At 55.5% G+C, this 25,184-nt stretch carries 28 protein-coding genes; 8 read left to right on the forward strand and 20 right to left on the reverse strand.

The window, feature by feature from the left end; all coding sequences use genetic code 11:
* Positions 1-17 precede the first annotated feature (17 nt).
* Positions 18-728 carry a DUF554 domain-containing protein gene (locus B2Q93_RS05850; protein ID WP_040074057.1) on the reverse strand — a complete coding sequence of 237 codons (711 nt, stop codon included), beginning with the start codon at positions 726-728 and terminating at the stop codon, positions 18-20.
* 399 nt (positions 729-1,127) lie between these two features.
* On the opposite strand from B2Q93_RS05850, the gene B2Q93_RS05855 reads away from it, so the two are divergent.
* On the forward strand, positions 1,128-3,263 hold the full coding sequence (locus B2Q93_RS05855) for an ornithine decarboxylase (protein ID WP_286932209.1): 2,136 nt from the start codon (positions 1,128-1,130) through the stop codon (positions 3,261-3,263).
* A gap of 36 nt (positions 3,264-3,299) precedes the next feature.
* Here the strand turns inward: B2Q93_RS05855 and B2Q93_RS05860 are convergent, their stop codons facing one another.
* The 4 genes from B2Q93_RS05860 to mutY form a co-directional block, all read right to left on the reverse strand.
* Positions 3,300-4,559, reverse strand: a complete 1,260-nt coding sequence (locus B2Q93_RS05860) for a nucleoside permease (RefSeq protein WP_046887158.1) — start codon at positions 4,557-4,559, stop codon at positions 3,300-3,302.
* Positions 4,560-4,801: 242 nt separating this feature from the next.
* Positions 4,802-5,881: a membrane-bound lytic murein transglycosylase MltC gene (gene mltC, locus B2Q93_RS05865; protein WP_286932373.1), complete on the reverse strand. Its 1,080-nt coding sequence runs from the start codon at positions 5,879-5,881 to the stop codon at positions 4,802-4,804.
* A gap of 51 nt (positions 5,882-5,932) precedes the next feature.
* Positions 5,933-6,205, reverse strand: a complete 273-nt coding sequence (locus B2Q93_RS05870) for an oxidative damage protection protein (RefSeq protein WP_040074062.1) — start codon at positions 6,203-6,205, stop codon at positions 5,933-5,935.
* Between the two features lie 26 nt (positions 6,206-6,231).
* The gene (mutY, locus tag B2Q93_RS05875; RefSeq protein ID WP_286932210.1) at positions 6,232-7,284 is read right to left on the reverse strand and encodes an A/G-specific adenine glycosylase; all 1,053 of its coding nucleotides are present in this window, start codon (positions 7,282-7,284) and stop codon (positions 6,232-6,234) included.
* 144 nt (positions 7,285-7,428) lie between these two features.
* Between mutY and trmB the strand changes: the two genes are divergently transcribed.
* Genes trmB through B2Q93_RS05890 form a run of 3 tightly spaced genes read left to right on the forward strand, consistent with a single transcriptional unit; the run spans position 7,429 to position 9,246 of the window.
* On the forward strand, positions 7,429-8,148 hold the full coding sequence (gene trmB / locus B2Q93_RS05880; protein ID WP_040074065.1) for a tRNA (guanosine(46)-N7)-methyltransferase TrmB: 720 nt from the start codon (positions 7,429-7,431) through the stop codon (positions 8,146-8,148).
* The gene (locus B2Q93_RS05885) at positions 8,148-8,474 is read left to right on the forward strand and encodes a YggL family protein (RefSeq protein ID WP_040074066.1); all 327 of its coding nucleotides are present in this window, start codon (positions 8,148-8,150) and stop codon (positions 8,472-8,474) included. The genes trmB and B2Q93_RS05885 overlap by 1 nt, the downstream gene beginning before the upstream one ends.
* Positions 8,475-8,526: 52 nt before the next feature.
* Complete coding sequence (locus B2Q93_RS05890; protein ID WP_040074067.1) at positions 8,527-9,246, forward strand: DUF2884 domain-containing protein; 720 nt, start codon at positions 8,527-8,529, stop codon at positions 9,244-9,246.
* A gap of 131 nt (positions 9,247-9,377) precedes the next feature.
* Here B2Q93_RS05890 and B2Q93_RS05895 read toward each other — a convergent pair whose 3' ends face one another.
* From B2Q93_RS05895 to B2Q93_RS05920, 6 genes are all read right to left on the reverse strand, one after another.
* On the reverse strand, positions 9,378-9,740 hold the full coding sequence (locus tag B2Q93_RS05895) for an endonuclease domain-containing protein (protein WP_040074068.1): 363 nt from the start codon (positions 9,738-9,740) through the stop codon (positions 9,378-9,380).
* Positions 9,741-9,803: 63 nt separating this feature from the next.
* Complete coding sequence (gene hemW, locus B2Q93_RS05900) at positions 9,804-10,946, reverse strand: radical SAM family heme chaperone HemW (RefSeq protein ID WP_046887153.1); 1,143 nt, start codon at positions 10,944-10,946, stop codon at positions 9,804-9,806.
* Positions 10,939-11,532, reverse strand: a complete 594-nt coding sequence (locus B2Q93_RS05905; protein ID WP_046887152.1) for an XTP/dITP diphosphatase — start codon at positions 11,530-11,532, stop codon at positions 10,939-10,941. Before B2Q93_RS05905 ends, hemW begins: the two co-directional genes overlap by 8 nt.
* A 3-nt stretch (positions 11,533-11,535) precedes the next feature.
* The gene (gene yggU, locus B2Q93_RS05910) at positions 11,536-11,832 is read right to left on the reverse strand and encodes a DUF167 family protein YggU (RefSeq protein WP_040074071.1); all 297 of its coding nucleotides are present in this window, start codon (positions 11,830-11,832) and stop codon (positions 11,536-11,538) included.
* Positions 11,829-12,395, reverse strand: coding sequence for a YggT family protein (locus tag B2Q93_RS05915; protein WP_046887150.1), 567 nt, complete (start codon positions 12,393-12,395; stop codon positions 11,829-11,831). Before B2Q93_RS05915 ends, yggU begins: the two co-directional genes overlap by 4 nt.
* Positions 12,396-12,416: 21 nt before the next feature.
* Entirely contained in the window at positions 12,417-13,118 is a 702-nt protein-coding gene (locus tag B2Q93_RS05920; protein ID WP_046887149.1) for a YggS family pyridoxal phosphate-dependent enzyme, read from the reverse strand.
* Between the two features lie 17 nt (positions 13,119-13,135).
* Here B2Q93_RS05920 and B2Q93_RS05925 point away from each other — a divergent pair, with 17 nt between their 5' ends.
* Positions 13,136-14,116, forward strand: coding sequence for a type IV pilus twitching motility protein PilT (locus B2Q93_RS05925; RefSeq protein ID WP_046887148.1), 981 nt, complete (start codon positions 13,136-13,138; stop codon positions 14,114-14,116).
* On the opposite strand, the gene B2Q93_RS05930 is transcribed toward B2Q93_RS05925, so the two are convergent.
* Complete coding sequence (locus B2Q93_RS05930) at positions 14,113-16,371, reverse strand: FAD-dependent oxidoreductase (protein ID WP_286932216.1); 2,259 nt, start codon at positions 16,369-16,371, stop codon at positions 14,113-14,115. The genes B2Q93_RS05925 and B2Q93_RS05930 overlap by 4 nt on opposite strands.
* A gap of 65 nt (positions 16,372-16,436) precedes the next feature.
* Between B2Q93_RS05930 and B2Q93_RS05935 the strand changes: the two genes are divergently transcribed.
* On the forward strand, positions 16,437-17,132 hold the full coding sequence (locus tag B2Q93_RS05935) for an IclR family transcriptional regulator domain-containing protein (RefSeq protein ID WP_046887146.1): 696 nt from the start codon (positions 16,437-16,439) through the stop codon (positions 17,130-17,132).
* 114 nt (positions 17,133-17,246) lie between these two features.
* Here the strand turns inward: B2Q93_RS05935 and ruvX are convergent, their stop codons facing one another.
* From ruvX to metK, 8 genes are all read right to left on the reverse strand, one after another.
* A complete protein-coding gene (gene ruvX / locus B2Q93_RS05940; protein ID WP_040074081.1) occupies positions 17,247-17,663 on the reverse strand; it encodes a Holliday junction resolvase RuvX in 417 nt (138 codons plus the stop codon).
* Entirely contained in the window at positions 17,663-18,223 is a 561-nt protein-coding gene (locus B2Q93_RS05945) for a YqgE/AlgH family protein (protein WP_040074082.1), read from the reverse strand. Before B2Q93_RS05945 ends, ruvX begins: the two co-directional genes overlap by 1 nt.
* Before the next feature lie 91 nt (positions 18,224-18,314).
* Positions 18,315-19,262, reverse strand: a complete 948-nt coding sequence (gshB, locus tag B2Q93_RS05950; protein WP_040074083.1) for a glutathione synthase — start codon at positions 19,260-19,262, stop codon at positions 18,315-18,317.
* 20 nt (positions 19,263-19,282) lie between these two features.
* A complete protein-coding gene (gene rsmE / locus B2Q93_RS05955) occupies positions 19,283-20,014 on the reverse strand; it encodes a 16S rRNA (uracil(1498)-N(3))-methyltransferase (RefSeq protein ID WP_040078396.1) in 732 nt (243 codons plus the stop codon).
* Positions 20,015-20,109: 95 nt separating this feature from the next.
* Positions 20,110-20,817 (reverse strand): deoxyribonuclease I, encoded by a 708-nt coding sequence (gene endA, locus B2Q93_RS05960; protein WP_286932217.1) that lies wholly within the window; start codon positions 20,815-20,817, stop codon positions 20,110-20,112.
* Between the two features lie 93 nt (positions 20,818-20,910).
* Complete coding sequence (locus B2Q93_RS05965) at positions 20,911-21,408, reverse strand: SprT family zinc-dependent metalloprotease (protein ID WP_040074086.1); 498 nt, start codon at positions 21,406-21,408, stop codon at positions 20,911-20,913.
* Positions 21,409-21,468: 60 nt separating this feature from the next.
* Positions 21,469-22,866 carry a galactose/proton symporter gene (galP, locus tag B2Q93_RS05970; RefSeq protein ID WP_040074087.1) on the reverse strand — a complete coding sequence of 466 codons (1,398 nt, stop codon included), beginning with the start codon at positions 22,864-22,866 and terminating at the stop codon, positions 21,469-21,471.
* 365 nt (positions 22,867-23,231) lie between these two features.
* Entirely contained in the window at positions 23,232-24,386 is a 1,155-nt protein-coding gene (gene metK, locus B2Q93_RS05975; RefSeq protein ID WP_040074088.1) for a methionine adenosyltransferase, read from the reverse strand.
* 422 nt (positions 24,387-24,808) lie between these two features.
* On the opposite strand from metK, the gene B2Q93_RS21325 reads away from it, so the two are divergent.
* Both B2Q93_RS21325 and yqgB read left to right on the forward strand, forming a co-directional pair.
* Entirely contained in the window at positions 24,809-24,952 is a 144-nt protein-coding gene (locus B2Q93_RS21325; protein WP_422393496.1) for a hypothetical protein, read from the forward strand.
* Positions 24,953-25,046: 94 nt separating this feature from the next.
* Positions 25,047-25,178 carry an acid stress response protein YqgB gene (yqgB, locus tag B2Q93_RS05980; protein ID WP_154298976.1) on the forward strand — a complete coding sequence of 44 codons (132 nt, stop codon included), beginning with the start codon at positions 25,047-25,049 and terminating at the stop codon, positions 25,176-25,178.
* Positions 25,179-25,184: the final 6 nt, after the last annotated feature.

A 25,184-nucleotide genomic window follows, 5' to 3' on the forward strand; every position in this document is an offset into this window, starting at 1 on the left:
GCCAGATTGCTGCGAACTCAGGCAAAAAAGGCCGTCCACAGGGCCGAGAGCGGCATGGCGATGATCAACGCGGGAAGCATATTCACCACGGCGAACATCTTAATGCCGCAAATCCGCAACCCGGTTGCCAGCAGCAGCAGGCCGCCCACGGCAGTAAAATCGGCCATCATCGCCGGGGTGGTGAGCGGCAATATGAGCGTGGCACAGGTCGCCAGAGCAAGCTGAATCAGCAACATCGGCACGCTAATCGCCGCCACGGCGATACCCAGCGTGGTGGCAAAGATGGTGGCGGTGAAGAAATCGAGAAACGCCTTAGCGATAAGAATGCTCGGGTCGCCGGTCATCCCCTCCTGCATCGAGCCAAAAATACCGGTGCCGCTGGCGCAGAAGAGAATAATGATTGCCACATAGCTCTGAATAAATGAATCGTGCGCGCCGGCGGCGTTCTTGCCGCGCGAGATCAGATTTTTGGCTTTGCCGACGGCACCGTTAATACCTTTTTCCAGATAGCAAAATTCGCCGATCAACGCACCGAGCAGGGTCGCCAGCACCATCACCGGCAGGTTGGCGCACTTGATGACCAGCAGAATGCCGATACCCAGCGAGGCCAGACCAAAAATCGACGGCATGGAGGAGCGAATACGCTCAGGTAAACGCTGGCTTAAAACCGCGCCAAGCACGCCGCCCAGCAGCACGGCACTTGCATTGATAAAGGGGCCGATAACCAAAATGGACTCCTGTTAATTACTCATTGATATTGCATTATTATTACTCTTTTCAGAGAGTAATCGCCAATTCTTAGCCGCTTTTCTGCATAAGGATTCTTCCTTGCGCCCCCTGGCGAAAGGTGACATTATTGCGCGAATTTTCTCCTTCAGGATACGGGGCCGCCTATGAATATGCTGTATGTCGCTTTGCGAATGGCTGGCCGTATCTCCGCTTTCTCCTCTATCCTCACCATGCGGTGAGGGTATCGCACGCTCGCTGCAGGACAGCAGTAAAATCAGACATGTTCTGCTTTTACTGATGTCTGGCGGTCGGAGCTGAACTCCGGTCAGACACATTCGTTGGGCAGGGTTGTCACCCTGTCCGGGGCTTTTTCTCGCCTTTAACGGGTATTTGCGCTTATGAAAACAATGAAAATTGCCGTCAGCCGCGAGCTGGTTTCCGCCTTGTCCACGCACCGGGAAGTGGTGACGCTGGATAACACCGATTTTACGGATGTGGCGGCAGTCGTCATTACCCTCGCTGATAGTCACAGCGGTATCCTGGCCTTACTGAAACGCACGGGGTTCCAGCTACCTGTCTTTATGTTCTCGCAAGAGCCGCTGGATGCGCCTGCCGGGGTTGCCGCCGTCATCGCGGGTAAAGCGCAGGAGTGGCTGGAGCTCGAAAACGCCGCCTGCCACTACGAAGAGACGCTGCTGCCGCCATTTTTCGATACCCTGACCCAGTACGTTGCCATGGAGAACAGCACCTTTGCCTGCCCTGGCCATCAGCACGGTGCCTTCTTTAAAAAGCACCCGGCCGGGCGTCAGTTCTTCGACTTTTTTGGCGAGAATCTCTTTCGCGCCGATATGTGCAACGCCGACGTCAAACTGGGCGATCTGCTGATCCACGAAGGCTCGGCCAAGCATGCGCAGAAATTCGCGGCAAAGGTCTTTAACGCCGACAAAACCTACTTCGTGCTGAACGGCACCTCTGCCGCTAACAAAGTGGTGACCAATGCGCTGCTCACCCGTGGCGACCTGGTGCTGTTTGACCGCAACAACCATAAATCAAACCATCATGGAGCGCTGATTCAGGCCGGTGCGACGCCGGTCTATCTGGAGGCGGCGCGAAACCCGTTTGGCTTTATCGGCGGGATTGATGAACACTGCTTTAACGATGACTATCTGCGTAAATTGATTCGCGAGGTGGCACCCGCGAAGGCGAACGATGCACGTCCGTTCCGCCTGGCGGTGATCCAGCTCGGCACCTACGATGGCACCATCTACAATGCTCGTCAGGTCATCGACAAAATTGGTCACCTCTGCGACTACATCCTGTTTGACTCGGCATGGGTCGGTTATGAGCAGTTTATCCCGATGATGGCCGACAGCTCACCGCTGTTACTGGAACTGAACGAGAACGATCCAGGTATTTTTGTCACCCAGTCGGTGCACAAACAGCAGGCCGGGTTCTCGCAAACCTCGCAAATCCATAAAAAAGATAACCACATTCGCGGCCAGGCACGCTTCTGCCCGCATAAGCGCCTGAATAATGCCTTTATGCTGCATGCCTCTACCAGCCCGTTCTATCCGCTGTTTGCCGCGCTGGATGTGAACGCCAAGATGCACGAAGGGGAGAGCGGACGCCGTCTCTGGGCGGAGTGCGTCGCGCTGGGTATTGAAGCGCGTAAAGCGATTATCGCTAACTGCAAAATGATACGTCCGTTTATTCCGCCGGAGGTAGGCGGGCGACCCTGGCAGGACCATCCCACCCACGCGATTGCCAGTGAACTGCGCTTCTTTAGCTTTGAGCCGGGAGCAAAATGGCATGGCTTTGAGGGCTACGCCAGTGAGCAATATTTTGTCGATCCCTGCAAGCTACTGCTGACCACCCCCGGCATCGACGCGCAAACCGGGGAGTACACCGACTTCGGTATTCCGGCGACTATTCTGGCGCACTATCTGCGTGAAAACGGGATTGTGCCGGAGAAATGCGACCTCAACTCAATCCTCTTCCTGCTCACCCCGGCGGAGAGCGCAGACAAGATGGCGCAGCTGGTGGCGATGCTCGGCCAGTTCGAACAGCACATTGAAGACGATACGCCGCTGGCGGACGTGCTGCCCACCATCTGGCAGAAGTATCCGGTGCGCTACCGCGACTACACCCTGCGTCAGCTATGCCAGGAGATGCACGATCTGTACGTCAGCTTTGATGTGAAAGATTTGCAAAAAGCGATGTTCCGACAGGAGAGCCTGCCGCAGGTGGCGATGAACCCGCAGGATGCTAACCAGGCGTTTATCCGCGGCGACGTGGAGCTGGTGCGTATTAGCGAAGCGGAAGGGCATATCGCTGCTGAAGGGGCGTTGCCTTATCCACCGGGCGTGCTGTGCGTTGTGCCTGGCGAAGTGTGGGGCGGGGCGGTACAGCGTTACTTCCTGGCGCTGGAAGAGGGGGTTAATCTTCTGCCCGGCTTCTCGCCGGAGCTACAGGGGGTCTATAGCGAAAAGGATGCGGACGGAATTAAGCGGTTGTACGGCTATGTGCTGAAGTGATGCACAGCCCCTCTCCCGTGGGAGAGGGGCAACATCTTATGAGTGTGCGATGGGCTGAACGCCATCCGCAGTACGAACATGTTTGTATTTGAACAGAGCCATGAAGGCAAAGAACAGCACCACGGAGTAACCGGCGAAGATTAGCCATACCGGCTGCCAGTCGGTAATGCCGTTAGTGGTATACATCTCCACAACCTTACCGCTCACAATCCCACCGAGAATACAGCCGAAGCCGTTGGTCATCATCAGGAACATCCCCTGCGCACTGGCGCGAATTTCAGGGCGAACCTCTTTCTCGACAAACACGGAACCCGAGATGTTGAAGAAGTCGAAGGCGCAGCCGTAGACAATCATCGACAGCACCAGCAGCACGGTGCCGAAGGCAGACGGGTCACCGTAAGCGAACAGACCAAAGCGCAGCATCCACGCGGCGATACTGATCAGCATCACGTTCTTGATGCCATAGCGGCTCAGGAAGAACGGGATAGTCAGGATAAACAGCGTCTCGGAGATCTGCGAAATCGACATCATTACCGACGCGTGTTCAACGATAAAGCTACCCGAGAAGAGCGGATCGTTATCAAAGCTGTGCAGGAACGTATTGCCGAACATGTTGGTGATTTGCAGTTCAGCGCCCAGCAGCATCGAGAAGATAAAGAAGATCGCCATGCGTTTATTTTTGAACAGCGCAAACGCATCCAGACCGAGCATGCTGCTCCAGCTCTGGTTTTTCTGCTGGTTGGAAACCGGGATATGGGGCAGCGTCAGGGTGAACAGCACCAGCAGTACGGAGAGCGCCGCGCCGATATAGAGCTGCATATGGCTCAGTTCGAACCCAGAGAAGCTCACCGCCCACATCGCCATGATAAAGCCGATGGTGCCCCAGATACGGATTGGCGGGAAGTCGGTCACGATATCCATACCTGCCGTTTTCAGGCGATAGTAGGAGATAGAGTTGATCAGCCCAAGCGTTGGCATATAGGCCAGCGAGTTAAGCAGAATGACCGCAAACATCGCCCCAGGCGTGGTCACCCCGGCCGCCATAAATAGCGTTGCTGCGCCTACAAGGTGACAGAGTGCGTACAACCACTTCGCACTGATCCACTTATCCGCCACAATCCCCAGCAACGTCGGCATAAACACCGCCGCGATACCGAGCGAGCTGTATACCGCCCCGATGGATGCGCCATCAAATTTCAGCGTGACAAACATGTAGGAGCCGAGCGTGGTTAGCCAGCTCCCCCACAGGCAGAACTGCAGAAATGACAAAATTTTAAGCTGCAGCTTAAGGTTCATGTTGCTTTCCTCACAAGTGAGCGGGCTAATTGTTAGTGTGTAAACATTCAGGGGGGCTATTTGGTGCAATTCTATCAGTGGACGGCCTGATGTTTTGTTACCTCCCGCAAAAAAATGCAATCCTCATTAATTTGCAGTTTGGATTGTGATGCAAATAACATTTTCGTATGGCCAGGAGGGCGTTGTGGCGTTCACCTCACCCTGCCGCAGGGAGATGGGGCAGGGTGAGGAGGAAGTGTGGACTAACGACGACGATAGTTTTTCTGCGCCGTATTCACTTTGTAGAGATAGCGACGGGATTCACCGGATGGATGGCGGGTGGTCAGGGTCTGATAGACATCGCCTGGCGCCATGCTGTTGATGATATTCGCCGCCTGCAGCTTATCGCCGGAGAAAACGCGCAGCACGCTGCCCGCACCGCCGTTGTAGGCGGTGATCACCGCATAACGACGCGACGTAGGGTTATCAATGCCGCTCAGGTAGACATTGTTCAGCATCGCCAGGTAGGCGGTGCCGGTATCAATGTTACTGGCAGGATCGAACAGATAGCTACGGCTCGGCGTACCGGATTTCCCCTGTGAACGGAACACGTCTTTCCCGGCGCTGTGCTGCACAACCTGCATCAGACCCAGCGCGTCGGAACGGCTGACGGCATAAGGGTTAAACGAGGATTCAGTCTGCATAATCGCAAGGATCAGCGACTCATCGACGCCATACTTACGCGATGCCTGACGCACCATACCGATGTACTTATGGGCACGTTTATCGAGGTGGTTCGGTACCAGATTGATGGTGACGCTGTAGATGATTTTCAGGCCGTTGGTGCGGCTCTTCATGCGCGTTTGTAACAGATAATCGGCGAAGTTCGAGGCGCGACCTTCCCAGCGAATCGGCTGGCCGGTCTGGTCCACTACCTGGCCGTACAGGAACGGCTCTTTAGAGATGGTGATGTCGTCGGCATCAGAATAGAGATCGATAGTGCCCGGATCGTCACCCATCAACAAGGTTTTGATGATGGCCTGACGCAGGCGTGCCGCAGGTTCAGTGCCTGCAATGGTTTCAATCGTGATCGTACCGTCATCAAAGTTGATGTGGCTACGGGTCTGATACGCGTCGGTATATTTAACGTAATCTTTTGGTCCGGCAATCAGGACCTCGTTAAATCCCCAAATATTTTCAATGTTATGGGCAAACTGCCCCATCAGAATGTCAAAACCGTTAGTGTCTTTTATCCAGGCTTCGTTATAGCTATCGCCTTTATTTTTCGAGGAACAAGAAACAAGCAACGGCGCAACAAGGGCTAGCGCTAAAAATTTTTTCATCATTCCGGGAGTGCGTGTTGTGAGCAGTGAAAAGGGCCATCTGGCCCTTCATTATTTTTCCGGCGGCGTATAGCCTTCGATGTGAACATCCTTACCTTCGAACAGGAAGTTGATCATCTCCTGCTCCAGTAATTTACGATGTTCAGCGTTCATCATATTGAGCTTCTGCTCGTTAATGATCATGGTCTGCTTATGCTGCCACTGCGCCCAGGCTTCTTTGGAGATCTCGTTATAGATGCGCTTACCCAACTCGCCTGGATAAAGCTGGAAGTCTTGACCCTCTGCGTCACGTTGCAGGAAGGTGCAAAAAATTGTTCTGGCCATAATCATTCCTCTTTGTCGTGCCGGGGCTACGCTAATGCCCCAACACGTAATTGCTGTAACAAGCGCTCTACAGGTGCCGCCAGTCCCACTGACGGTGGCTGCGCTAAGTTATACCAGAGACCGGTTCCCTCATCCATGCACGCGGTGAATGAGGACACAGGAAGCCACATTGGCACAATATCCAGGTGGAAATGGCTAAAGGTGTGGCGAAACGCGGTTAACTGCCGAAGATTATCGGCATTAATCTGCCGATCCGCCAGCCAGGCGCGTAGCCCGGCTTCGTCGGCAAACTGCGGGAAACAGAACAATCCACCCCACAGCCCGCTCGGCGGACGCTGGGCCAGGAAGACGTTCTCATCATGCTGCAGCAGCAGAAAATAGCCGGTGCGCTCTGGCAGCGTTTGCTTAGGTTTTTTGCCGGGGTAGTTAGCCCATGAATGGTTGGCATAGGCTACGCAGAGGTTATTGACCGGGCAAAGCTCGCACTTTGGTCTGGAGCGGGTGCAGACCATCGCTCCTAAATCCATCATTGCCTGATTAAACTGCTCAACCCCTTTGGCCGGCGTCACCGCGTCGCTTAACGCCCACAGACGCTTTTCGACCTCTTTTTTTCCGGGCCAGCCGTCAACGGCGTAGCAGCGAGCGAGCACCCGCTTAACGTTGCCGTCCAGTATTGGAAAATGTTTGCCCAGCGACAGGGAGAGTACCGCCCCGGCGGTGGAACGCCCGACACCGGGCAGCGCCGCAACCTCGTCAAAGGTTTCCGGGAACTTACCCTTATGGAGCGTGGCAACCTGCTGAGCGGCTTTGTGCAGATTACGCGCCCGGGCGTAATAGCCAAGCCCGGTCCACAAATGCAGCACTTCATCAAGGGGGGCATTCGCCAGATCGGTTACCGTTGGGAAACGCGCCATAAAGCGCTCAAAATAGGGGATCACGGTGGCGACCTGCGTTTGTTGCAACATCACCTCAGAGAGCCATACTTTGTAGGGCGTTTTTTCAACTTGCCAGGGCAGGGTTTTACGCCCGTATTTGTCGTACCAGTCCAGCACCTGGGCTGAAAATTGAGAGGCTTGCATGGTCTTCGATTCGCGATATCAGGGGGGCGAATTGCAGCACAGCGGCAATCGGCTGTAAACCGGATCTTTCCCATGCTTGCATAGATGCCTTAACTTTGGATAATGCCCGTTTCCCGAACATACTCACAAGCAGACTACTCTTTTATGAAAAACGACGTCATTTCACCGGAATTTGATGAAAACGGCCGCCCGCTGCGCCGTATTCGCAGCTTCGTCCGCCGTCAGGGGCGCCTGACCAAAGGTCAGCAACATGCGCTGGACAACTACTGGCCGGTGATGGGCGTTGAGTTCAGCGAGCAGCCTGTCGATTTTGTCGAACTGTTTGGCCGCGACGCGCCCATCACCCTGGAAATTGGTTTTGGCATGGGCGCTTCGCTGGTCACGATGGCGAAAGCGCGCCCGGAACAAAATTTCCTCGGTATTGAAGTGCACTCCCCGGGCGTGGGCGCATGTCTGGCTACGGCCCATGAAGAGGGTGTCGAAAACCTGCGTGTGATGTGCCACGATGCGGTAGAAGTGCTGCACAAAATGATCCCTGACAACTCACTTAACATGGTTCAGCTCTTTTTCCCTGACCCATGGCACAAGGCGCGTCATAATAAACGTCGCATTGTGCAGGCACCCTTTGCTGAGTTAGTGAAGAGTAAGCTTAAACTGGGTGGCGTTTTCCATATGGCGACCGACTGGGAAGCCTATGCAGAACATATGCTGGAAGTCATGTCGGGTCTCGACGGGTATAAAAACCAGTCGCAAAGTAACGACTACGTGCCGCGTCCGGACTCCCGGCCGGTAACCAAATTTGAACAGCGTGGCCATCGTCTTGGTCACGGCGTATGGGACTTAATGTTCGAGAGGGTGAAATAATGGCAAAGAACCGTAGCCGTCGTCTGCGTAAGAAAATGCACATCGACGAATTCCAGGAAGTAGGTTTTTCCGTTGCATGGCGTTTTCCGGAAGGCACCAGCGTAGAACAGATCGATAAAGACGTTGATGCGTTTATCGAAGAGGTTATCGAACCTAACCAGCTGGCCTTTGATGGCAGTGGCTACCTGGCGTGGGAAGGTCTGATCTGCAAACAAGAGATCGGCCGTTGCACGGAAGAACATCAGGCTATCGTCCGTAAATGGTTAGAAGACCATAAATACGAAGAGGTACGCATCAGCGAACTTTTCGACGTCTGGTGGGACTAATTAAACATAAGGGGCCAGCATTTGCTGGCCCATTTTGTCTGAGGGAGTTTTTATGATGCGCAAAACGCTGCTGGCAGCGGCACTGATGGCAACCGCCTTAACGGCGCATGCGGAATATAAATGTGAAGTGACGCCGCGTGACGATGTAATCCTGAGCCCGCAAACCGTGCAGGTGAAAGGCGAGAACGGCAATCTGGTCATTACCCCGGATGGCAGCGTCATGTTTAATGGCAAACAAGCGAGCCTGAGCGCAGCCCAGCGTGAGCAGGCGAAAGATTATCAGGCCGATCTGCGCTCTGCGCTGCCGTGGATCGACGACGGCGCCCGTACCCGCGTAGAAAAGGGCCGCGTGGCGCTGGATAAGATCATCGCCAAAGAGGTGGGGGAGAGCAGCAACATGCGTACCCGCCTGACCAAACTGGATGCCCAGTTGAAAGAGCAGATGAACCGCATCATTGAACGCCGTCCCGACGGCCTGACCTTCCACTACAAAGCTATCGACCAGGTGCGTGCCGACGGCCAGCAGCTGGTGAACCAGGCGATGGGCGGTATTTTGCAGGACAGCATCAACGAGATGGGCGCAAAAGCCGTGCTGAAAGGCGGCGGAAACCCGCTGCAGGGCGTGCTGGGTAGCCTGGGCGGATTACAGACTTCGATTCAGAATGAGTGGAAGAATCAGGAAGCGGATTTCCAGGCCTTCGGCAAAGATGTCTGTAAACGCGTGGTGTCGCTGGAAGAGAGCAGGAAGGCGCTGGTAGGGACGCTGAAGTAAGTTTCTTTACCCCTCACCCTAACCCTCTCCCCAAAGGGGCGAGGGGATAGTTTGCTCCCTCATCTCGTAGGCGAGGTGATGGTTTGCTCCCTCACCTCGTAGGCGAGGCGATGGTTTGCCCCCTCTCCCTTTCAGGGAGAGGGTCGGGGTGAGGGTAGCAGCGTTTGCAGTGTCTCAAGGATTTTTTCTAATACCGCCTCTTCATTATTCCAGAGTTCGTTGTTCCAGAATCGAATGACGTACCACCCCTTTTGGTTTAACCACAACGACCTTTGCTCATCGTAGTCCTGTTTTTCATCATGTTGCCCGCCATCCAGTTCAACCGCCAGTCGCGCTTCGCAGCAGGCAAAATCAAGAATGTAGTGACCCACGGGATGTTGTCGGCGAAACTTGTAACGTGAGAAACGGCGACCACGCAAGAGATACCAGAGGTGCCTCTCTTCCATTGTCAGCTCACGCCTGAGCTGTTTTGCGTAAATTTTTAATTTATCCATCCCCACACTCTGCCAGCCTTTTCTTCAGCTGGCAGAACGGGATGCAAAATCCGGAAGCCGTCTTCAGGAATCTTCGGCGAGGAACAGCTCGAGAAGGGAGTTTAAGAACAGTTTGCCGTGCTCGGTGATCTGCCAGTATTCATCACATTCGGTGAGATACCCTTGCGCCAGCGCCTCGTCGATCTGCGGGCGGATCACCGACTCCGCCAGCCCGGTATAGCGCGAGAACTCCGCGCGCGGTGCGGCTTCCAGCAGGCGGAAACGGTTCATAAAGAACTCAAACGGCTTATCCGCTGCCTCGACGTCGTGCTGACGTTCCAGATAGCGGCCTTCCATGTACCCGCGCGGATGGCGCATTTTAGCTGTACGCAGGATGCGCCCTTCCGGGAAGGTCACTTTGCCGTGCGCGCCGCAGCCTATCCCCAGATAATCGCCAAAGCGCCAGTAGTTCAGGTTGTGCTGGCACTGGTAGCCCGGCTTCGCATAGGCGGAGGTTTCGTACTGCTGATAGCCCGCAGCGGTCAACAGCTGATGGCCTTGCTCGAAGATATCCCACAGCGCGTCGTCATCCGGCAGTACCGGCGGGCGAGAGCCAAACAGCGTGTTTGGCTCAATGGTCAGCTGATACCAGGAGAGATGCGGGGGATTAAGTTCGATCGCCTGACGCAGGTCATCCAGCGCTTCGTCGAGCGACTGGTCCGGCAGTCCGTGCATCAAATCAAGGTTAAAACTGCGAAGGCCAAGCCCCGTTGCCAGATGCGCAGCGCGCTTTGCCTCGTCCGGGCCGTGAATACGCCCCAGGCGCTTTAATTTCGGCTCGCTAAAGCTCTGCACGCCGATGGAGATACGGTTCACCCCTGCACGCTGATACTCGACAAAACGGTCGGCCTCAACGGTGCCGGGGTTGGCTTCCATCGTAATTTCAGCATCCGCTGCCAGGTTCAGGCGCGCACGCACGCCATCCAGCAGCGTTTGCATCGCCGGGCCTGAAAGCAGGCTCGGCGTACCGCCACCAATAAAAATGGTCTTAACTTCACGTCCCTGTGCGTAAGGTACATCGGCGTCCAGGTCGGCCAGCAGATGCGCAACGTAATCATCGTGCGGCACTTCGCCCTTCAGCGCGTGCGAGTTGAAATCGCAGTACGGGCATTTCTGCACGCACCACGGGATGTGAATATAAAGACTCAAAGGTGGCAAATTAGCCATTACGTAATGCTTCCAGTAACTGTTTCAGGGCGCGTCCGCGGTGGGAAATCGCGCTTTTCTCTTCGCGGGTCAGTTCCGCAGCGGTTTTGCCCTCAGATGGGACAAAGAAAATCGGGTCGTAGCCAAAGCCGCCGTTGCCTGCCGCCTCACGGGTAATTACGCCCGGCCAGCTGCCGTGACAGACAACAGGCGTGGGGTCTTCGGCATGGCGCAGATAAACCAGCACGCAGTGGAACTGCGCGGTGCGCTGGTCGTCAGGCACATCCTTCAGGGCAACAAGCAGCTTTTCCAGGTTTTGCTGGTCGGTGGCATCTTCACCAGAATAGCGCGCGGAGTAGATCCCCGGCGCGCCGCCAAGATAATCTACGGCCAGGCCGGAGTCGTCAGCAATGGCCGGCAGGCCGGTAATCTGAGCGGCATGGCGCGCTTTCAGAATGGCGTTTTCGATAAAGGTCAGACCCGTCTCCTCGGCGGAATCCACGCCAAGCTCGGTCTGAGCGACCACGTCCAGCCCAAAATCATTTAAAAGCGAGGCCAGCTCGCGCACTTTACCGGCGTTACCGGTAGCGAGAACAACTTTCTGCATGGTTTAGTCCTGTTCTGTCAGCGCCGCGACTTCCGTCGGGATATTTTGCGGGTTGAGGATTTTTACCTGTTTATGCCGCCCCAGTTCACCTTTTTCAATGATGACCTGGCTTTTGGCGACGCGAAACTGTTTAGCCAGATATTTGGTCAGATGCGCATTGGCCTGGCCATCAACCGGCGGGGCGGTGATGGCGACCTTGAGCTCGTCGCCATGCAGCCCAACAATGCTGTCGCGGCTGGCTTTCGGCTGAATATACAGCCGTAAAACCAGCCCGTCAGCGCAGGTGCTTACGGCACTCATAGCGCCATCCACAGCCCCGGCAGCAGCATGTTGCCCGTCGCCTGTAACAGCTCGGCGATCCCCATGTTGGCCACGTACAGCAGCAGTACAAGGATCATCGGGGAAAAGTCGATCCCGCCCATCGACGGCAGCAGGTTACGGATCGGGCGAAGTAAAGGGTCAGCCAGCTGGATCAGGGCAAACTCTACCGGGCTACGGCCCTGGCTTACCCAACTCATGATCGCCATCAGCAGCAGTACCCAGAAGATGAGCAGGCCGATGGTCTTCAACAGGATCAGTACGGCGGCAATCCAGATGATAGGCTGGAAGCTGACCACCATAAACAGCACGATGGCTTTGATAAAGCAGAGCACCAGTGCCACTAGCAGCGATGCGCTATCAATCGGCCCCATCGGAGGGATAACACGGCGTAGCGGCCCAATGATCGGCTGGGTGATTTTAACGACAAATTGTGAAAAGGGGTTGTAGAAATCACAACGCGCCCACTGCATCCATACGCGCAGCAAAAGCACCATCGTATAGAGTTCAATGACCGTCGAGAGCAGGAAAGTCAACGTCTTCATGGCGTTCCTCAGGTTTCCTTATTATTGGGTGTAGTCGCGCGCACCGAAAATGGCTGTGCCGATGCGCACCATGGTACTGCCTGCCGCAATGGCGGCGTCCATATCGTCCGTCATGCCCAGTGAAAGCGTGTCGACGGTTGGGTAGCCCGCTTTGAGCGCCTCAAATGCTACAGCCATTTGCTGTGCCACGGCAAATTGCCTGTCGTAATCCGCTTCCGGCGCCGGGATCGCCATCAATCCACGCAGCTGGAGTCCGGGCAACTGCGCCACGGCCTCTGCCAGTGCATCGAGTTCTGAAAGCGCGATTCCTGACTTGCTATTCTCATCACTAATATTGATTTGAATCAGCACGTTAAGTGGAGACATTTCGGCTGGACGCTGCTCGCTAAGCCGCGTGGCTATGCGCAGACGATCGACCGTATGGCACCAGTCGAAATGTTCGGCGACAAGGCGGCTTTTGTTCGACTGCAACGGCCCAATAAAGTGCCATTGCAGATCGCTTCTGCCCGCGTCATGGAAATGGCGGATTTTTTCTACCCCTTCCTGAACATAGTTTTCGCCGAATGCGCGCTGGCCTGCGTCAATCGCTTCTGCGATGGCGCTCGCAGGTTTGGTTTTGCTGACTGCAAGCAACGTAACTTCTTCTGAAACACGGCCGCAACGCGTTGCTGCGGCTGAGATTTTATCCCGGACCTGTGCCAGGTTATGCGCAATGTCGTTCATTTTCCGAGGAGATTCGTGTGGATATGGAAGAAATTGTGGCCCTTAGTGTAAAGCATAATGTCTCGGATCTACACCTGTGTAGTAATGCTCCACCGCGCTGGCGACGCCGTGGAAAGATTGAGCCAGCCCCTTTTCCCCCGCCGGATGTCGCCGCGCTGCTGAATGGCTGGCTCAGCGAAGAGCTGCAGGGCGAGTTGATTGCCCGCGGGCAGGTCGATTTTGCCATCACGGTAGGGGAGGCGCATCGCCTGCGCGCCAGTGCCTTTGCCCACACGCAGGGCTGCTCCCTTGCGCTGAGGCTGCTGCCGCACTGTTGTCCGCAGCTACGCGCGCTGGGTACGCCGCGTACAATGCCGGAGCTGCTGGCGAACGATAACGGCCTGATACTGGTGACCGGGGCAACGGGTAGCGGAAAATCGACCACGCTGGCCGCCATGGTTGATTATCTTAACTGCCACAGCGACGGGCACATTCTGACGCTGGAAGATCCGGTGGAATTTATCCACCAGAGCAAGCGCTGTCTGGTGCAGCAGCGCGAAATAGGCTTACACAGCCGCACCTTCGCCGAGGCATTACGTGGCGCATTGCGTGAAGATCCCGATGTGATTTTGCTGGGGGAACTACGCGACAGCGAAACCATTCGTCTGGCGCTCACCGCCGCCGAGACCGGGCATCTGGTATTGGCGACGCTCCATACGCGCGGCGCATCGCAGGCCATTGAACGGCTGGTCGATACCTTTCCCGCGCAGGAGAAAGATCCGGTGCGTAACCAGTTGGCAGGCAGTTTGCGTGCGGTACTGGCGCAAAAGCTGGTTAACGATAACCAGGGCGGGCGAGTGGCGCTGTATGAGCTGTTGGTCAATACCCCCGCGGCGGCGAACCTGATCCGCGAGGGCAAAACGTACCAGTTGCCCGGCGTGATTCAGACCGGGCAGCAGATGGGGATGCAGAACTTTGACCAGAGCCTGGCCGAGCGCCGCGCCCAGGGCCGGGTTTAACGAACGTTCAGGGAATAGACCGCCGGAAGTGCGCCTGCGGTGGCAAGGATCTCCAGTTTGATCTCTTGCACCCTGAGCGGGTGCGCAAAACGGTGCTCACAGACGGAGTGATGATTATCTGTTACTTCAGCGAGCAGGACGTTATCTCCCCACAGGCGATAATGGGTAATGCAGTGCGGCGTAATGGCCCGGTGATGGCCCATCTGCACGCTCTCCATTGCGTTGTCAAAATCGTTATCCTGCACCAGCGTCAGGTGGGTAATCTCCTGCGGATAGGCCCATTGCCATACCGCCTGCGGTGCAGGGTCATCAGCCGCGGGAGACCAGGCGTTGGCTTGCTGTTCCGGGCGCAGGCGGCCATTCAGCAGGTTTTGCTTGCTGTAGCACTCCAGCGGCGTATCCAAACGGATGGCCGGGAAGATCTGTTGCGGATGACGGCGCGGCAGCCAGAAGTCAAACTCATCCACGCCATAATCGCCATCCGCCAGCTGGCGAGTATGTTTCGCTACCCGGGCGTTCAGACTATTAAAGACGGTCATCAGCCCAGGCAAATGCGTATCCGTCAGCGCTATCTCCACCTCTTCGCTGGCGCTGAAGGCGACAAAAACGTACTGATCCCGGTCACTCTGCCAGTCGAAGTTGCAGGTGTAATCGCCCTCTTGTCCGATATCCAGCGTCACCCCGGCGTAGCTACATTCTGGCGTAAAATTACCGCTCTTTTCGCTCCCCAGCAGGGTAACGGTGAGCGGCTGCGGTCTGCGGGTGCGCAGCGCAAAGGTCATGGCAGGCAAGATGTCACCACGGCGAACGGGCAACAGTATTGCCATGCGCGCCGCCAGGGAGTGCCACTGGCCATTTGGCACCAGCGCGCGGAGGAGATACTCGCTGCTGGTGGTGACAGTGGCGCCTTTGGCCGGGTCTTCCAGCCACTGGCGCGGGATGTAACAGCCCGTAGTCTGCAACCGCTGCTGCAGTTCACCAATGCGGCCCGGCTGCGCAAGCGCCTGCGGCGTCAGCTGATGACGATGACAGAGCGCCGCTGCGCGGCCCACCACCTCTCCAAGCAGGCCGCAGGTGCACATCACCCTTGCGCTGCCAAAGGCAACATGCGACGCAGAGATCAACCTGCCGGTCAAAAACATGTTGTCCAGAGAGCGGCTGTAGAGCGAGCGAAAGGGAATGGTGTACGTCCCTTTACTGTGGAACTGTCGGCAACCATCGTGTGTACTGTACACCCCGTCCGCAGGGTGCAGGTCGATAGACCAGCCGCCGTACGCCACCGCGTCGTAATGGTCGCGCTGTTCAATAATGTCCTGCTGGCAGAGCAGATGATCGCCCATAAACCGGCGGCTCTCGCGCTTGCCGGGGATCGCGCCCACCCACTCGATAGTCAGGTTGTCCGCATCGGGGAATTCGCCCGAATTTTTAATATAGTTCCAGACCCCCCAGACGATTTTCCACAGCTCCCATTTGATGGTCTCGCTCTCATGAACGGTGTCGAGGCGGCCTCCCCACTCAAGCCACCACAGATCGCAGCCGTTGAGGGTCGAGGTCAGTCGCTTATAACGAGGGATGGCGGTGATGTCATCAAGCGCAAAGGAGGGGGGGACAAAATTTACCGGCTCAGCGGTGCGCTTAGTGTAAAAATAGATCGAGTGCCCGAGCTTGTGTCCAAAATGCTCCCCTGGGGCCATTTTCTCCCCCAGTTCATCGGGCGACTCGGCCCCTTCGCGATACTCAGCCCCCGCAAGAAAGCCCAGGACGCCATCCCCGGTGGCATCGCAAAACTGGCTTGCCGTTACGGTATAAAAGGTTTCATTAATGGCATTGAAGGCTTTGACGGCGGTCAGGCGAGCCTGCTCTTGAGTGATCTCATATACGGCGGTATTAAGCAGCAGGGTCAGACCCGGCTGACTTTTAGCGAGATCGAGCAGTACCAGGTCAAACATCACCGGGTTCCCCTCTTTGTTTCGCCAGAGGTTCTCCTCCATGATCTCACCCATGATGCCGCCTTCACGCGCCCAGCGATTATTGTTGCCCATGTGCGAGGTGGCGCCGTTTGCCCACAGGCGTACTTCGCTGGAGGCGTTGCCCCCTAATACGGGGCGGTCCTGAATGAGTACGACCCTGAGCCCCTCCCGGGCTGCCGCCAGGGCCGCGCACAGCCCGGCCAGGCCACCACCTGCCACCAGCAGGTCAGCTTCCAGAGAGGTGCCAGGAAAGGTTCTGGCCTCGCGTTGGGGATAGATATTCATTACCTTGTATCCTTCTGAACTGGCGGTAGAATCGACTCACTTTTCGACACAAAATGAACGTGGCTATGTCATCACAACCGAACCAAAGCCTTATTGAGGGCATTCGCTGTCTGCAGTATCTGGTCTCCAGTGGTCGCGCTATTGGCTGCCGGGAGCTGGCGCGTCTGATGGGCATTAACACCACCCGCGTAAACCGTCTGCTGATGACCATGGCTTCTATTGGCCTCACCATGCAGGATGAACAGCGTCGCTATCTGCCGGGACCTGGGATCCACGCACTGGCGGCGCAGGCGATACGTGGCTCAGAGCTCTTCTCCCGTGCGCTACCGGCGCTGGAACGCCATGCCCCGCGCGATATCGTGGTGGCGTTGGGAGTATTGTGGGAAGACCAGGTCATCTATATCTGGCACTCCGTTCCCGGCAGTCAGGCGACGCAGGCGCTGGCCGGCTTTCATATGCTCCCTGCCTGGCGTTCGGTCATCGGCATGTCACTGCTGGCTGCCGAGAGCGACGAGGCCTTGATGGCGCGTTTTACCCCGGAACAGTGGCAGAACCTGGCACCGCATGTGGCTCAGCAACGCGAACAGGGGCAGGTTGTGTGGCACCATGACGATGGCGAAGTCTCCATGGCCCGGCCCGTCGGCGAACATCAGGCTGCACTGGCCTTTGCCGGGATGTGGAACCCTGATGAACAGACCATTCAGACTCGCCTCGAGCAACTGGATACGCTTAACCAGCAGTTGCTGCAAAAATCACCTTAATGTTTCTTTTATAGAAACATTAATCAGAAAGCAAAAAAGGGCCGGCTGAAGTGTGATGGCGATCGAGATATTGCGCGCATTTGCCCGGCATGCCGGGCATCAGAGGAGAGGGGGTCAGAAACCCTGTTCGAAGTAGCTTTCGAGAATAATTACCGCAGAGGCTGAATCTACACTGCCTTTATTCAGCGCGCGAAATCCCCCCTGTTCAAAGAGGCCGGAGCGGGCTTCCACCGTGCTCAGCCGCTCATCATGCAGTTTCACCGCCACGCCAAACCGGCCATGGATTTTATTGGCAAACTTACGCGCCCGGGCAGTAAGCGGTTGTTCAGTCCCGTCCATATTCAGCGGCAGGCCCACAATGACCTCATCGGGTTGCCACTCTTTTAGCAACCGCTCAATGAGGCTCCAGTCGGGCGTACCGTCCTGCGCTTTAAGAGCCGTCAGCGGGCGCGCCGTGCCGGTAATGCGTTGGCCAATGGCTACGCCGATACTTTTGGTGCCAAAATCAAACGCCAGCAGGGTACCGCTCATCAGGCATGCCCCGCGACGCCAGGCATGGTCTGGATATCAATGCCAATCAGCTTCGCAGCATCACGCCAACGGTCGGCGATAGGGGTTTTGAAGAGAATGTTCAGATCCGCCGGTGCCGTAAGCCATGCGTTATCCAGAATCTCCTGTTCCAGCTGGCCCTTTTCCCAGGACGCATAGCCGAGCGCAACCAGCACATCGGCTGGCTGATTCAGGGTACCCAGCGTCTCGAGAACATCGCGGGAGGTGGTGATGACGGTGTTGTCAGAGATGCGAATGCTGGAAGAGAAGCCCGGCGGGGTATGCAGGATGAATCCGCGATCTTCTGCCAGCGGCCCCCCCAGCATCACCGGTTTGTCGAGGCGGATTTCCGGCACGCGCTCATCCTGGGCAATTTTCAGCTTATCCAGAATGCCTTCAACATTAAGATTTTCCAGCGGTTTATTGATGATGATCCCCATTGCGCCGTCATCACTGTATTCGCAGATATAGACTACGGAACGACGGAAAATCGGATCCTGGAGAGCAGGCATGGCAATAAGAAAGTGATGCTGTAAATTCATTGTCAGAGGTTCTGTTTCCTGGTTTAAAAAGCGACAGCGCCCAGTATGCGTACAAAGAGGGGCGCTGTCACTAACAGTATTTCGAACGAAATTATCCCTTCAGACGCGTTTCAATCGCATCCATCAGCATGCCGGTAATAGAAACCGGGAACGCCGCTTCGATTTCACGAATACAGGTAGGGCTGGTCACATTCACTTCCGTCAGACGATCGCCAATAATGTCGAGACCCACAAATATCAACCCTTTAGCTTTCAGCAGCGGGCCAACGCGACGGGCAATTTCCCAGTCGCTTTCGCTCAGCGGACGGGGCTCACCGCGACCACCTGCCGCCAGATTACCGCGAGTTTCGCCACCCTGCGGAATACGCGCCAGGCAGTAAGGAACCGGTTCGCCATCAACAACCAGCACGCGCTTATCACCGTCCACAATGGCGGGCAGATAGTTCTGCGCCATACAGTAACGGGTGCCCAGTTCGGTCAGGGTTTCGGCAATCACGCCGATGTTCGGGTCGCCCTCTTTGACGCGGAAAATAGACGCACCGCCCATCCCGTCCAGAGGTTTCATGATGATGTCGCCGTGTTTCTGCCAGAAGGCTTTCAGCTGTGCTTTGTTACGGGTCACCAGGGTTTCTGGCGTCAGGTCTGAGAACCAGGCGGTGTAGAGCTTCTCATTACAGTCGCGTAGGCTCTGAGGCTTGTTGACGATCAACGTCCCTTTCTCTTCAGCACGCTCAAGGATATAGGTGCAGTAGATAAATTCAGTATCGAAGGGCGGATCTTTACGCATCAGGATCACGTCGAGTTCGGCCAGAGGCAGATCCTGCTCGGAGCCAAATTCGTACCATTTGTCGTAATTCTGCTCGACGTTAACAATGCGGGTGCGCGCACGGGCTTCGCCGTTAATCAGATAAAGATCGCTCATCTCCATATAGTGGAGCTGGTAGCCGCGACGCTGCGCTTCCAGCAGCATGGCAAAGCTGGAGTCTTTCTTGATGTTGATGCTGGTGATGGGATCCATCACGATGCCGAGCTTGATCATTCTTCTTCTCCGTTAATGCTTCAACCCAGATCGCCAAATCGCACCTGAAGTGCGGTTATGGCAGTGAGTGCAGTCGTCTCAGTACGCAGAACGCGTGGCCCCAACAGAATATCAGTAAACTGATAGCGCGCGGTCATGGCGATTTCATCCGCTGACAGCCCGCCTTCCGGGCCAATCAGCAACCGTACGCGCTCAACCGGTAGCGGCAGGGTATTGATGCTGGCGCTGGCGCGCGGATGCAGGTTGAGCTTAAGCCCTTGCTCCTCTTCAGCGCACCAGGCTTCGAGATCCATCGCCGGGCGGATCTCCGGGACGCGGTTGCGACCACACTGTTCACAGGCGGCAATCGCGATTTTTTGCCACTGCTGAAGCTTCTTGTTCAGCCGTTCAGCATCCAGTTTAACGCCGCAACGCTCAGAAAAAAGTGGCGTAATGAGGCTTACACCCAGTTCGATCGATTTCTGGATAGTGAATTCCATTTTTTCGCCACGCGACATCACCTGGCCCAGGTGAATATGCAGCGGAGATTCACGATCATCCATTTCGCCGCGCACAACGCGCACCAGCACGCTTTTTTTATCCGCGCGGGTAATTTCCGCCTCAAAAACCTGATTCGAGCCATCGAAAAGCTGAATCGCCTGGCCTGCGCCCATGCGTAATACGCGGCCGACGTGGTTCGCCGCATCGTCAGAGAGGGCAATTTCGCTGCCAGCGGTAATCAGGTCCGGGTGATAGATGCGAGGAGTGCGCATAGTCAGAAATTCCATGTGTCATACGGTGATGCAGACACGCCTCCAGGCCCTGGCCTGAAGGCGTGTCTGTCTAAATCAGTTGCCGCTAGTGTAGGTTAGCTCTTTTGCGCCTGGCAAGCGCGCTGCACGTAAGGGTTGTGATTCCCCTGAACTTTTGCAATGCGTTCGTCGCGCTGGCACTCCCACGGGGAGACCGGGTAAAGCTTGTTCCAGGCGTTGAACAGCTGGGTTTGCAGGCGAGAAAGAGTGAGGTTGTAGCGGTCACGCATATAGAAATAGGTCCGGGCAATGCTGCCCCGTGCCCGGGCTGGCGGCTCGGCGACTTTCTCTTTGAAATCGACCTTCATGGCGCACTGGCCATATTGACCTTCACCGCCGTTCCACTGACTGTACATAAAGTTGCCGCGATCGCCGTTAACTTCGCCTACCGCGGGCTGCAGGTTGTGCATATCACTCTCTATCTGGCGATAGACGGGGTCTTTAGCGCAGTTTTTGCGTCCGCCGTCCTGCCAGCACTGCCGTTGGTGGCCAAATTGCCATGCCGGGACTACGTGCTCCCACTCAATACGGCTGGCGCGGTTCTCGTTTTTGCGAACCTTGTAGCCACAGGACTCAAGGTCGACAACCCCTTTTTTGCCCTGCCAGTTAATTTTACAGCCACAGTAAAAATCACCGGGCACATCGGCGTTAATCTTCACGCCGGCGGTTTTGGCCTGAGAGAAACTGTGAATACCTTCGGCCAGCGCGTGACCAGAGACCGCGGCAGCCAGAAGGGCAACCGCGAGAGAGCATTTACGGTACATCGTGAACTCCGTAGTAAAACGAGCCCGCAACGTAGCGAATGTTGTTCTTGTATGCAATCAGTCAGATCAGGAATGTTCCTGAATGTTCGCAGTCTATTCTGCGGTTAGTGCCTCGCCACACTTTACGCAGCGGTAAGTCGCTTCACCGCGCACCACCCGGTTATGGCGGCGTACGGTCAGCTGATGCTGCTGGCACGCGCAGCGATAGGGGAAAGTATTACGACGTACAGAATCCAGCTCGAACTGGTGGGTACGGCGCGCCGGGACGCCGAGGACGCTCTCCATCATCCATTTCCACTCTTTACCGTGCGGGGCAACGCGACCAAAATGTTTCCAGACCAGCAGATGGGCCAGTTCATGCGGCACCACTTCATCGATAAAGGCTTGCTGATTTTCCATCATAAGCACCGGATTAAGGCGGATCTCGTATGGCTCAAGCCATGCGGTGCCAGCCGAGGTGCCACGCTGCTGATAAACCAGCTTCGGTTCGGGATAACTGCGCCCCAGCTTCAGGTTGGCCTGGGCGAGTTTTTCCCGCAGGCTGCGCATAACGGCTTGCTGGATGGCGATGGGAAGACGGGGTGTTTTCATAGGGGCAGAGCATAAAGCGGGAGGCGGGGAGGCGCAATAGCCATCCTCCCCGTTTGAAGATTAGTCGTGAGCGCCGATTTCGCGAAGCTTACGTCCTTTCATCAGGTTACGTTCGATGTGTTCTAGCGAGACGTGTTTGGTCTCAGGCACCAGCCACAGGGTCAATACAATGAACAGCACGTTCAGACCGCCATAAACCCAGAAGGTATTGGCATTGCCCAGAGTATTGAGCATGGTCAGGAAAGTTGCGCCGACGATCATGTTCGCAATCCAGTTGGTGGCGGTGGAACAGGTGATACCGAAGTCGCGGCCTTTCAGCGGCTGGATTTCAGAGCACAGTACCCAAATCAGCGGACCGGCGCTCATTGCGAAGCCAACGATAAACATCAGCAGCATCGCTACGGCAAAGTACTGCGCGGTCGGTGAGTTGATACCCATGTGCATCATGGTACCCAGCACGCCCATACCTACCGCCATGACCAGGAAGCCCAGCGTCAGGGTCGGTTTACGGCCCCAGCGGTCAACCAGGCCGATGGCGATAAAGGTCGCCAGCACGTTAGTCAGCCCGACGATCACCGTTCCCCACATCTGCTCGGTGGTGTTGGTATAACCCGCCAGTTCAAAGATTTTTGGCGCGTAATACATGATGACGTTCATACCGGTGAACTGCTGCATGACCTGGAGCAATACCCCCAGGAAGACTGCACGACGGAAGTTGCTGTTCTCTTTAAACAGCGCCCAGCCGGACTGTTTTACCTTCAGACTTTCGCGGATCTCTTCCAGTTCATTTTTGGCTTCGGCGCTGGTGTCACGCAGACGTAACAGCACCCGTTCCGCATCGTGGAAGCGGCGTTTTGCGGCGAACCAGCGCGGGCTATCCGGTAGGAAGAAGACCCCGATCAACAGCAGAATCGCCGGGATGATAATGACGCCCAGCATCCAGCGCCATGCGCCGCTGTAGCTGAACGCGGTATCGGACAGATAGGCGCCGAGGATACCGATGGTAATCATCAGCTGATACATAGAGATCATGCTGCCACGGATTTTTTCCGGCGCAATTTCAGAGAGGTAGAGCGGGGCGGTATAAGAGGCTACCCCTACCGCCAGACCCAGTAATACGCGGGAGAGGATCAGCACTTCCACATTGGGTGCGGCGGCTGAAAAGAGTGAACCGGCCACGAAGAGGATCGCCCCAATCATCAGGCTCTTTTTACGCCCGAGTTTGAAAGAGAGCCAGCCGCTGCCGACGGCGCCCACAGCGGCGCCAAACATCATTGAGCTCACTACCCACTCCTGGGTGTGGGCGCTAATTTTGAATTCATCGGTGATGAAGGGTAATGCACCGGCAATGACGCCGATATCCAGGCCAAATAGCAATCCTGCCAGGGCTGCAAGGAAGCAGACGAAAAACGTCATGGCTTTGTTGGACGTACGCCCCTGTTTTTTATTGTCAGGCATTATGCCCTCCAGTTGGGTTATCAATTTTATCGATGTAAAGGGTAGGTTATTAGATCGTGAAGTTATGTGATACAGGTCACATTGGTGTAATCGGTTACACCGGATCGCGATCGTAAAGTAAATTAAGACTTTGAAAATATAGAGTTAAAATAGTTGATGCGCATCGTATTTGCGCCAGTTTCAGACTTAACCTAAAGGGGATGTAACAGCAGAAGAAAGGGATTCATGCAAAGAGAATATTCTGAAAGCGCTGCCGATGACAGGTGGTGTAAACGGTTTCATGTCGTGTTGAAAACGTCATAAAGCCAGGGCAGGACGATAAAAAAAGGCCAGCGCGAGGCTGGCCTTGAAGAGAGGTCGGTCGTTTATTTCAGACCGGCTGCGTCACGCAGCAGGGCTGCTTTGTCGGTTTTTTCCCATGGGAAATGTTCGCGACCAAAGTGACCGTATGCTGCGGTCTCTTTATAGATTGGGTGCAGCAGATCCAGCATCTGAATCAGGCCGTATGGACGCAGGTCGAAGAACTCGCGCACCAGCAGAGTCAGCTGTTCGGAAGGCACTTTTTCGGTACCGAAGGTTTCCACCATGATGGAAGTCGGTTCAGCCACGCCGATTGCGTAGGAAACCTGAATCTCACAGCGGTCAGCCAGACCAGCGGCAACGATGTTTTTCGCCACATAACGTGCCGCGTACGCTGCGGAACGGTCAACTTTAGACGGGTCTTTACCGGAGAACGCGCCGCCGCCGTGACGAGCCATGCCGCCGTAGGTATCAACGATAATTTTACGACCGGTCAGGCCACAGTCACCCATTGGGCCACCGATAACGAAACGGCCAGTCGGGTTGATGAAGAATTTGGTCGCGGAGTTCAGCCATTCGGTCGGCAGAACGGGCTTGATGATCTCTTCCATCACCGCTTCTTGCAGGGATTTCTGATCAATATCTTCCGCGTGCTGGGTAGAAAGAACAACCGCATCGATGCCAACAATTTTGCCGTCATCGTACTGGAAAGTTACCTGGCTTTTCGCATCCGGGCGCAGCCACGGCAGGGTGCCGTTTTTACGCACTTCAGCCTGACGCTGCACCAGACGGTGGGCGTAAGTCACAGGTGCTGGCATCAGCACGTCGGTTTCGTTGGTCGCATAGCCGAACATCAGGCCCTGGTCGCCCGCGCCCTGTTCCAGCGGGTCAGCACGGTCAACGCCCTGGTTGATGTCAGGAGACTGTTTGCCAATCGCGCTCAGTACGGCGCAGGAGTTGGCATCAAAGCCCATATCAGAATGCACATAGCCGATTTCACGCACCGTGTTACGGGTGATCTCTTCGATATCAACCCATGCGCTGGTGGTGATTTCACCGCCAACCAGAACCATGCCGGTTTTGACATAGGTTTCACAGGCAACGCGGGCTTTTGGATCCTGTTCCAGGATCGCATCCAGCACCGCATCGGAGATTTGGTCAGCAATTTTATCAGGATGTCCTTCTGATACAGACTCGGACGTAAACAGGTGTTTTGCCATGTTTTATTTCACCTAAGGAGAATTTAGTTAGCTCAAACTGTCGTGTGAGGTCGTTATAGCGGAGTTTTCCGCCAGAACGTGCAGGTAGTGACACTGGCAGTCTGAGTGTTAATCAGTATGGATGGATTAACATCTGGACGGCTATTTTAGGTCACTTCTTCGCCCCATTTCCAGCTTTTTTTGAGATAGCTCCCACTACGTTGAAAACCCGACTGGAAATTTTTCCGGACACCACTGGCAATGCGCATATTTATATTTTGCTTTTTACCCATCTTCTCGGTATAAAACGCCGCGCACGGCTTCGACATAATAGCGCTCGATGATCTCATCGGGATGCCACTTCCAGCCGGGTTAAGCAGTGAACTTTTCGCTTTGGCTTGTGGGTCTGTCTTTCGGGGCGCCCGTGGAGGTGATTCAAGATAATGAACCGTCGTTTTCTGCCTTGTCAGTCCCGCCTTTCTGGCCGGAGTGCACTCCCCGTTCTCTACAAATCTATTCTGCAAACCTGCCGATGTTATACCCATCTCGGCGCTTCTCAGGATTCCAGGGCCGGTTACGCTTTGTGAAGTCTGAACAAGGGCGCTCTTGTTAATACAAGAGTTTTCTCGTGGTTTCGCCGAACCTTGTCATACTTAGTTCGGTTACGTGTTTTACAATGATATGAACAAGAAACCGGTCGCACGGCCCGGCTTCCAGCATTCTGTGCTGGAAAACTGGTCGGTTAATGGGTTGTTATCGCAGTTTAACGCTGCGATAGTAGTCAACTGTTTTACACTTTTTAGTAAGAGTTGAGGTTCG

This window comes from Leclercia sp. UBA5958 (assembly GCF_002430365.1).
GTDB classification, from domain to species: Bacteria; Pseudomonadota; Gammaproteobacteria; order Enterobacterales; family Enterobacteriaceae; genus Enterobacter; species Enterobacter pneumoniae.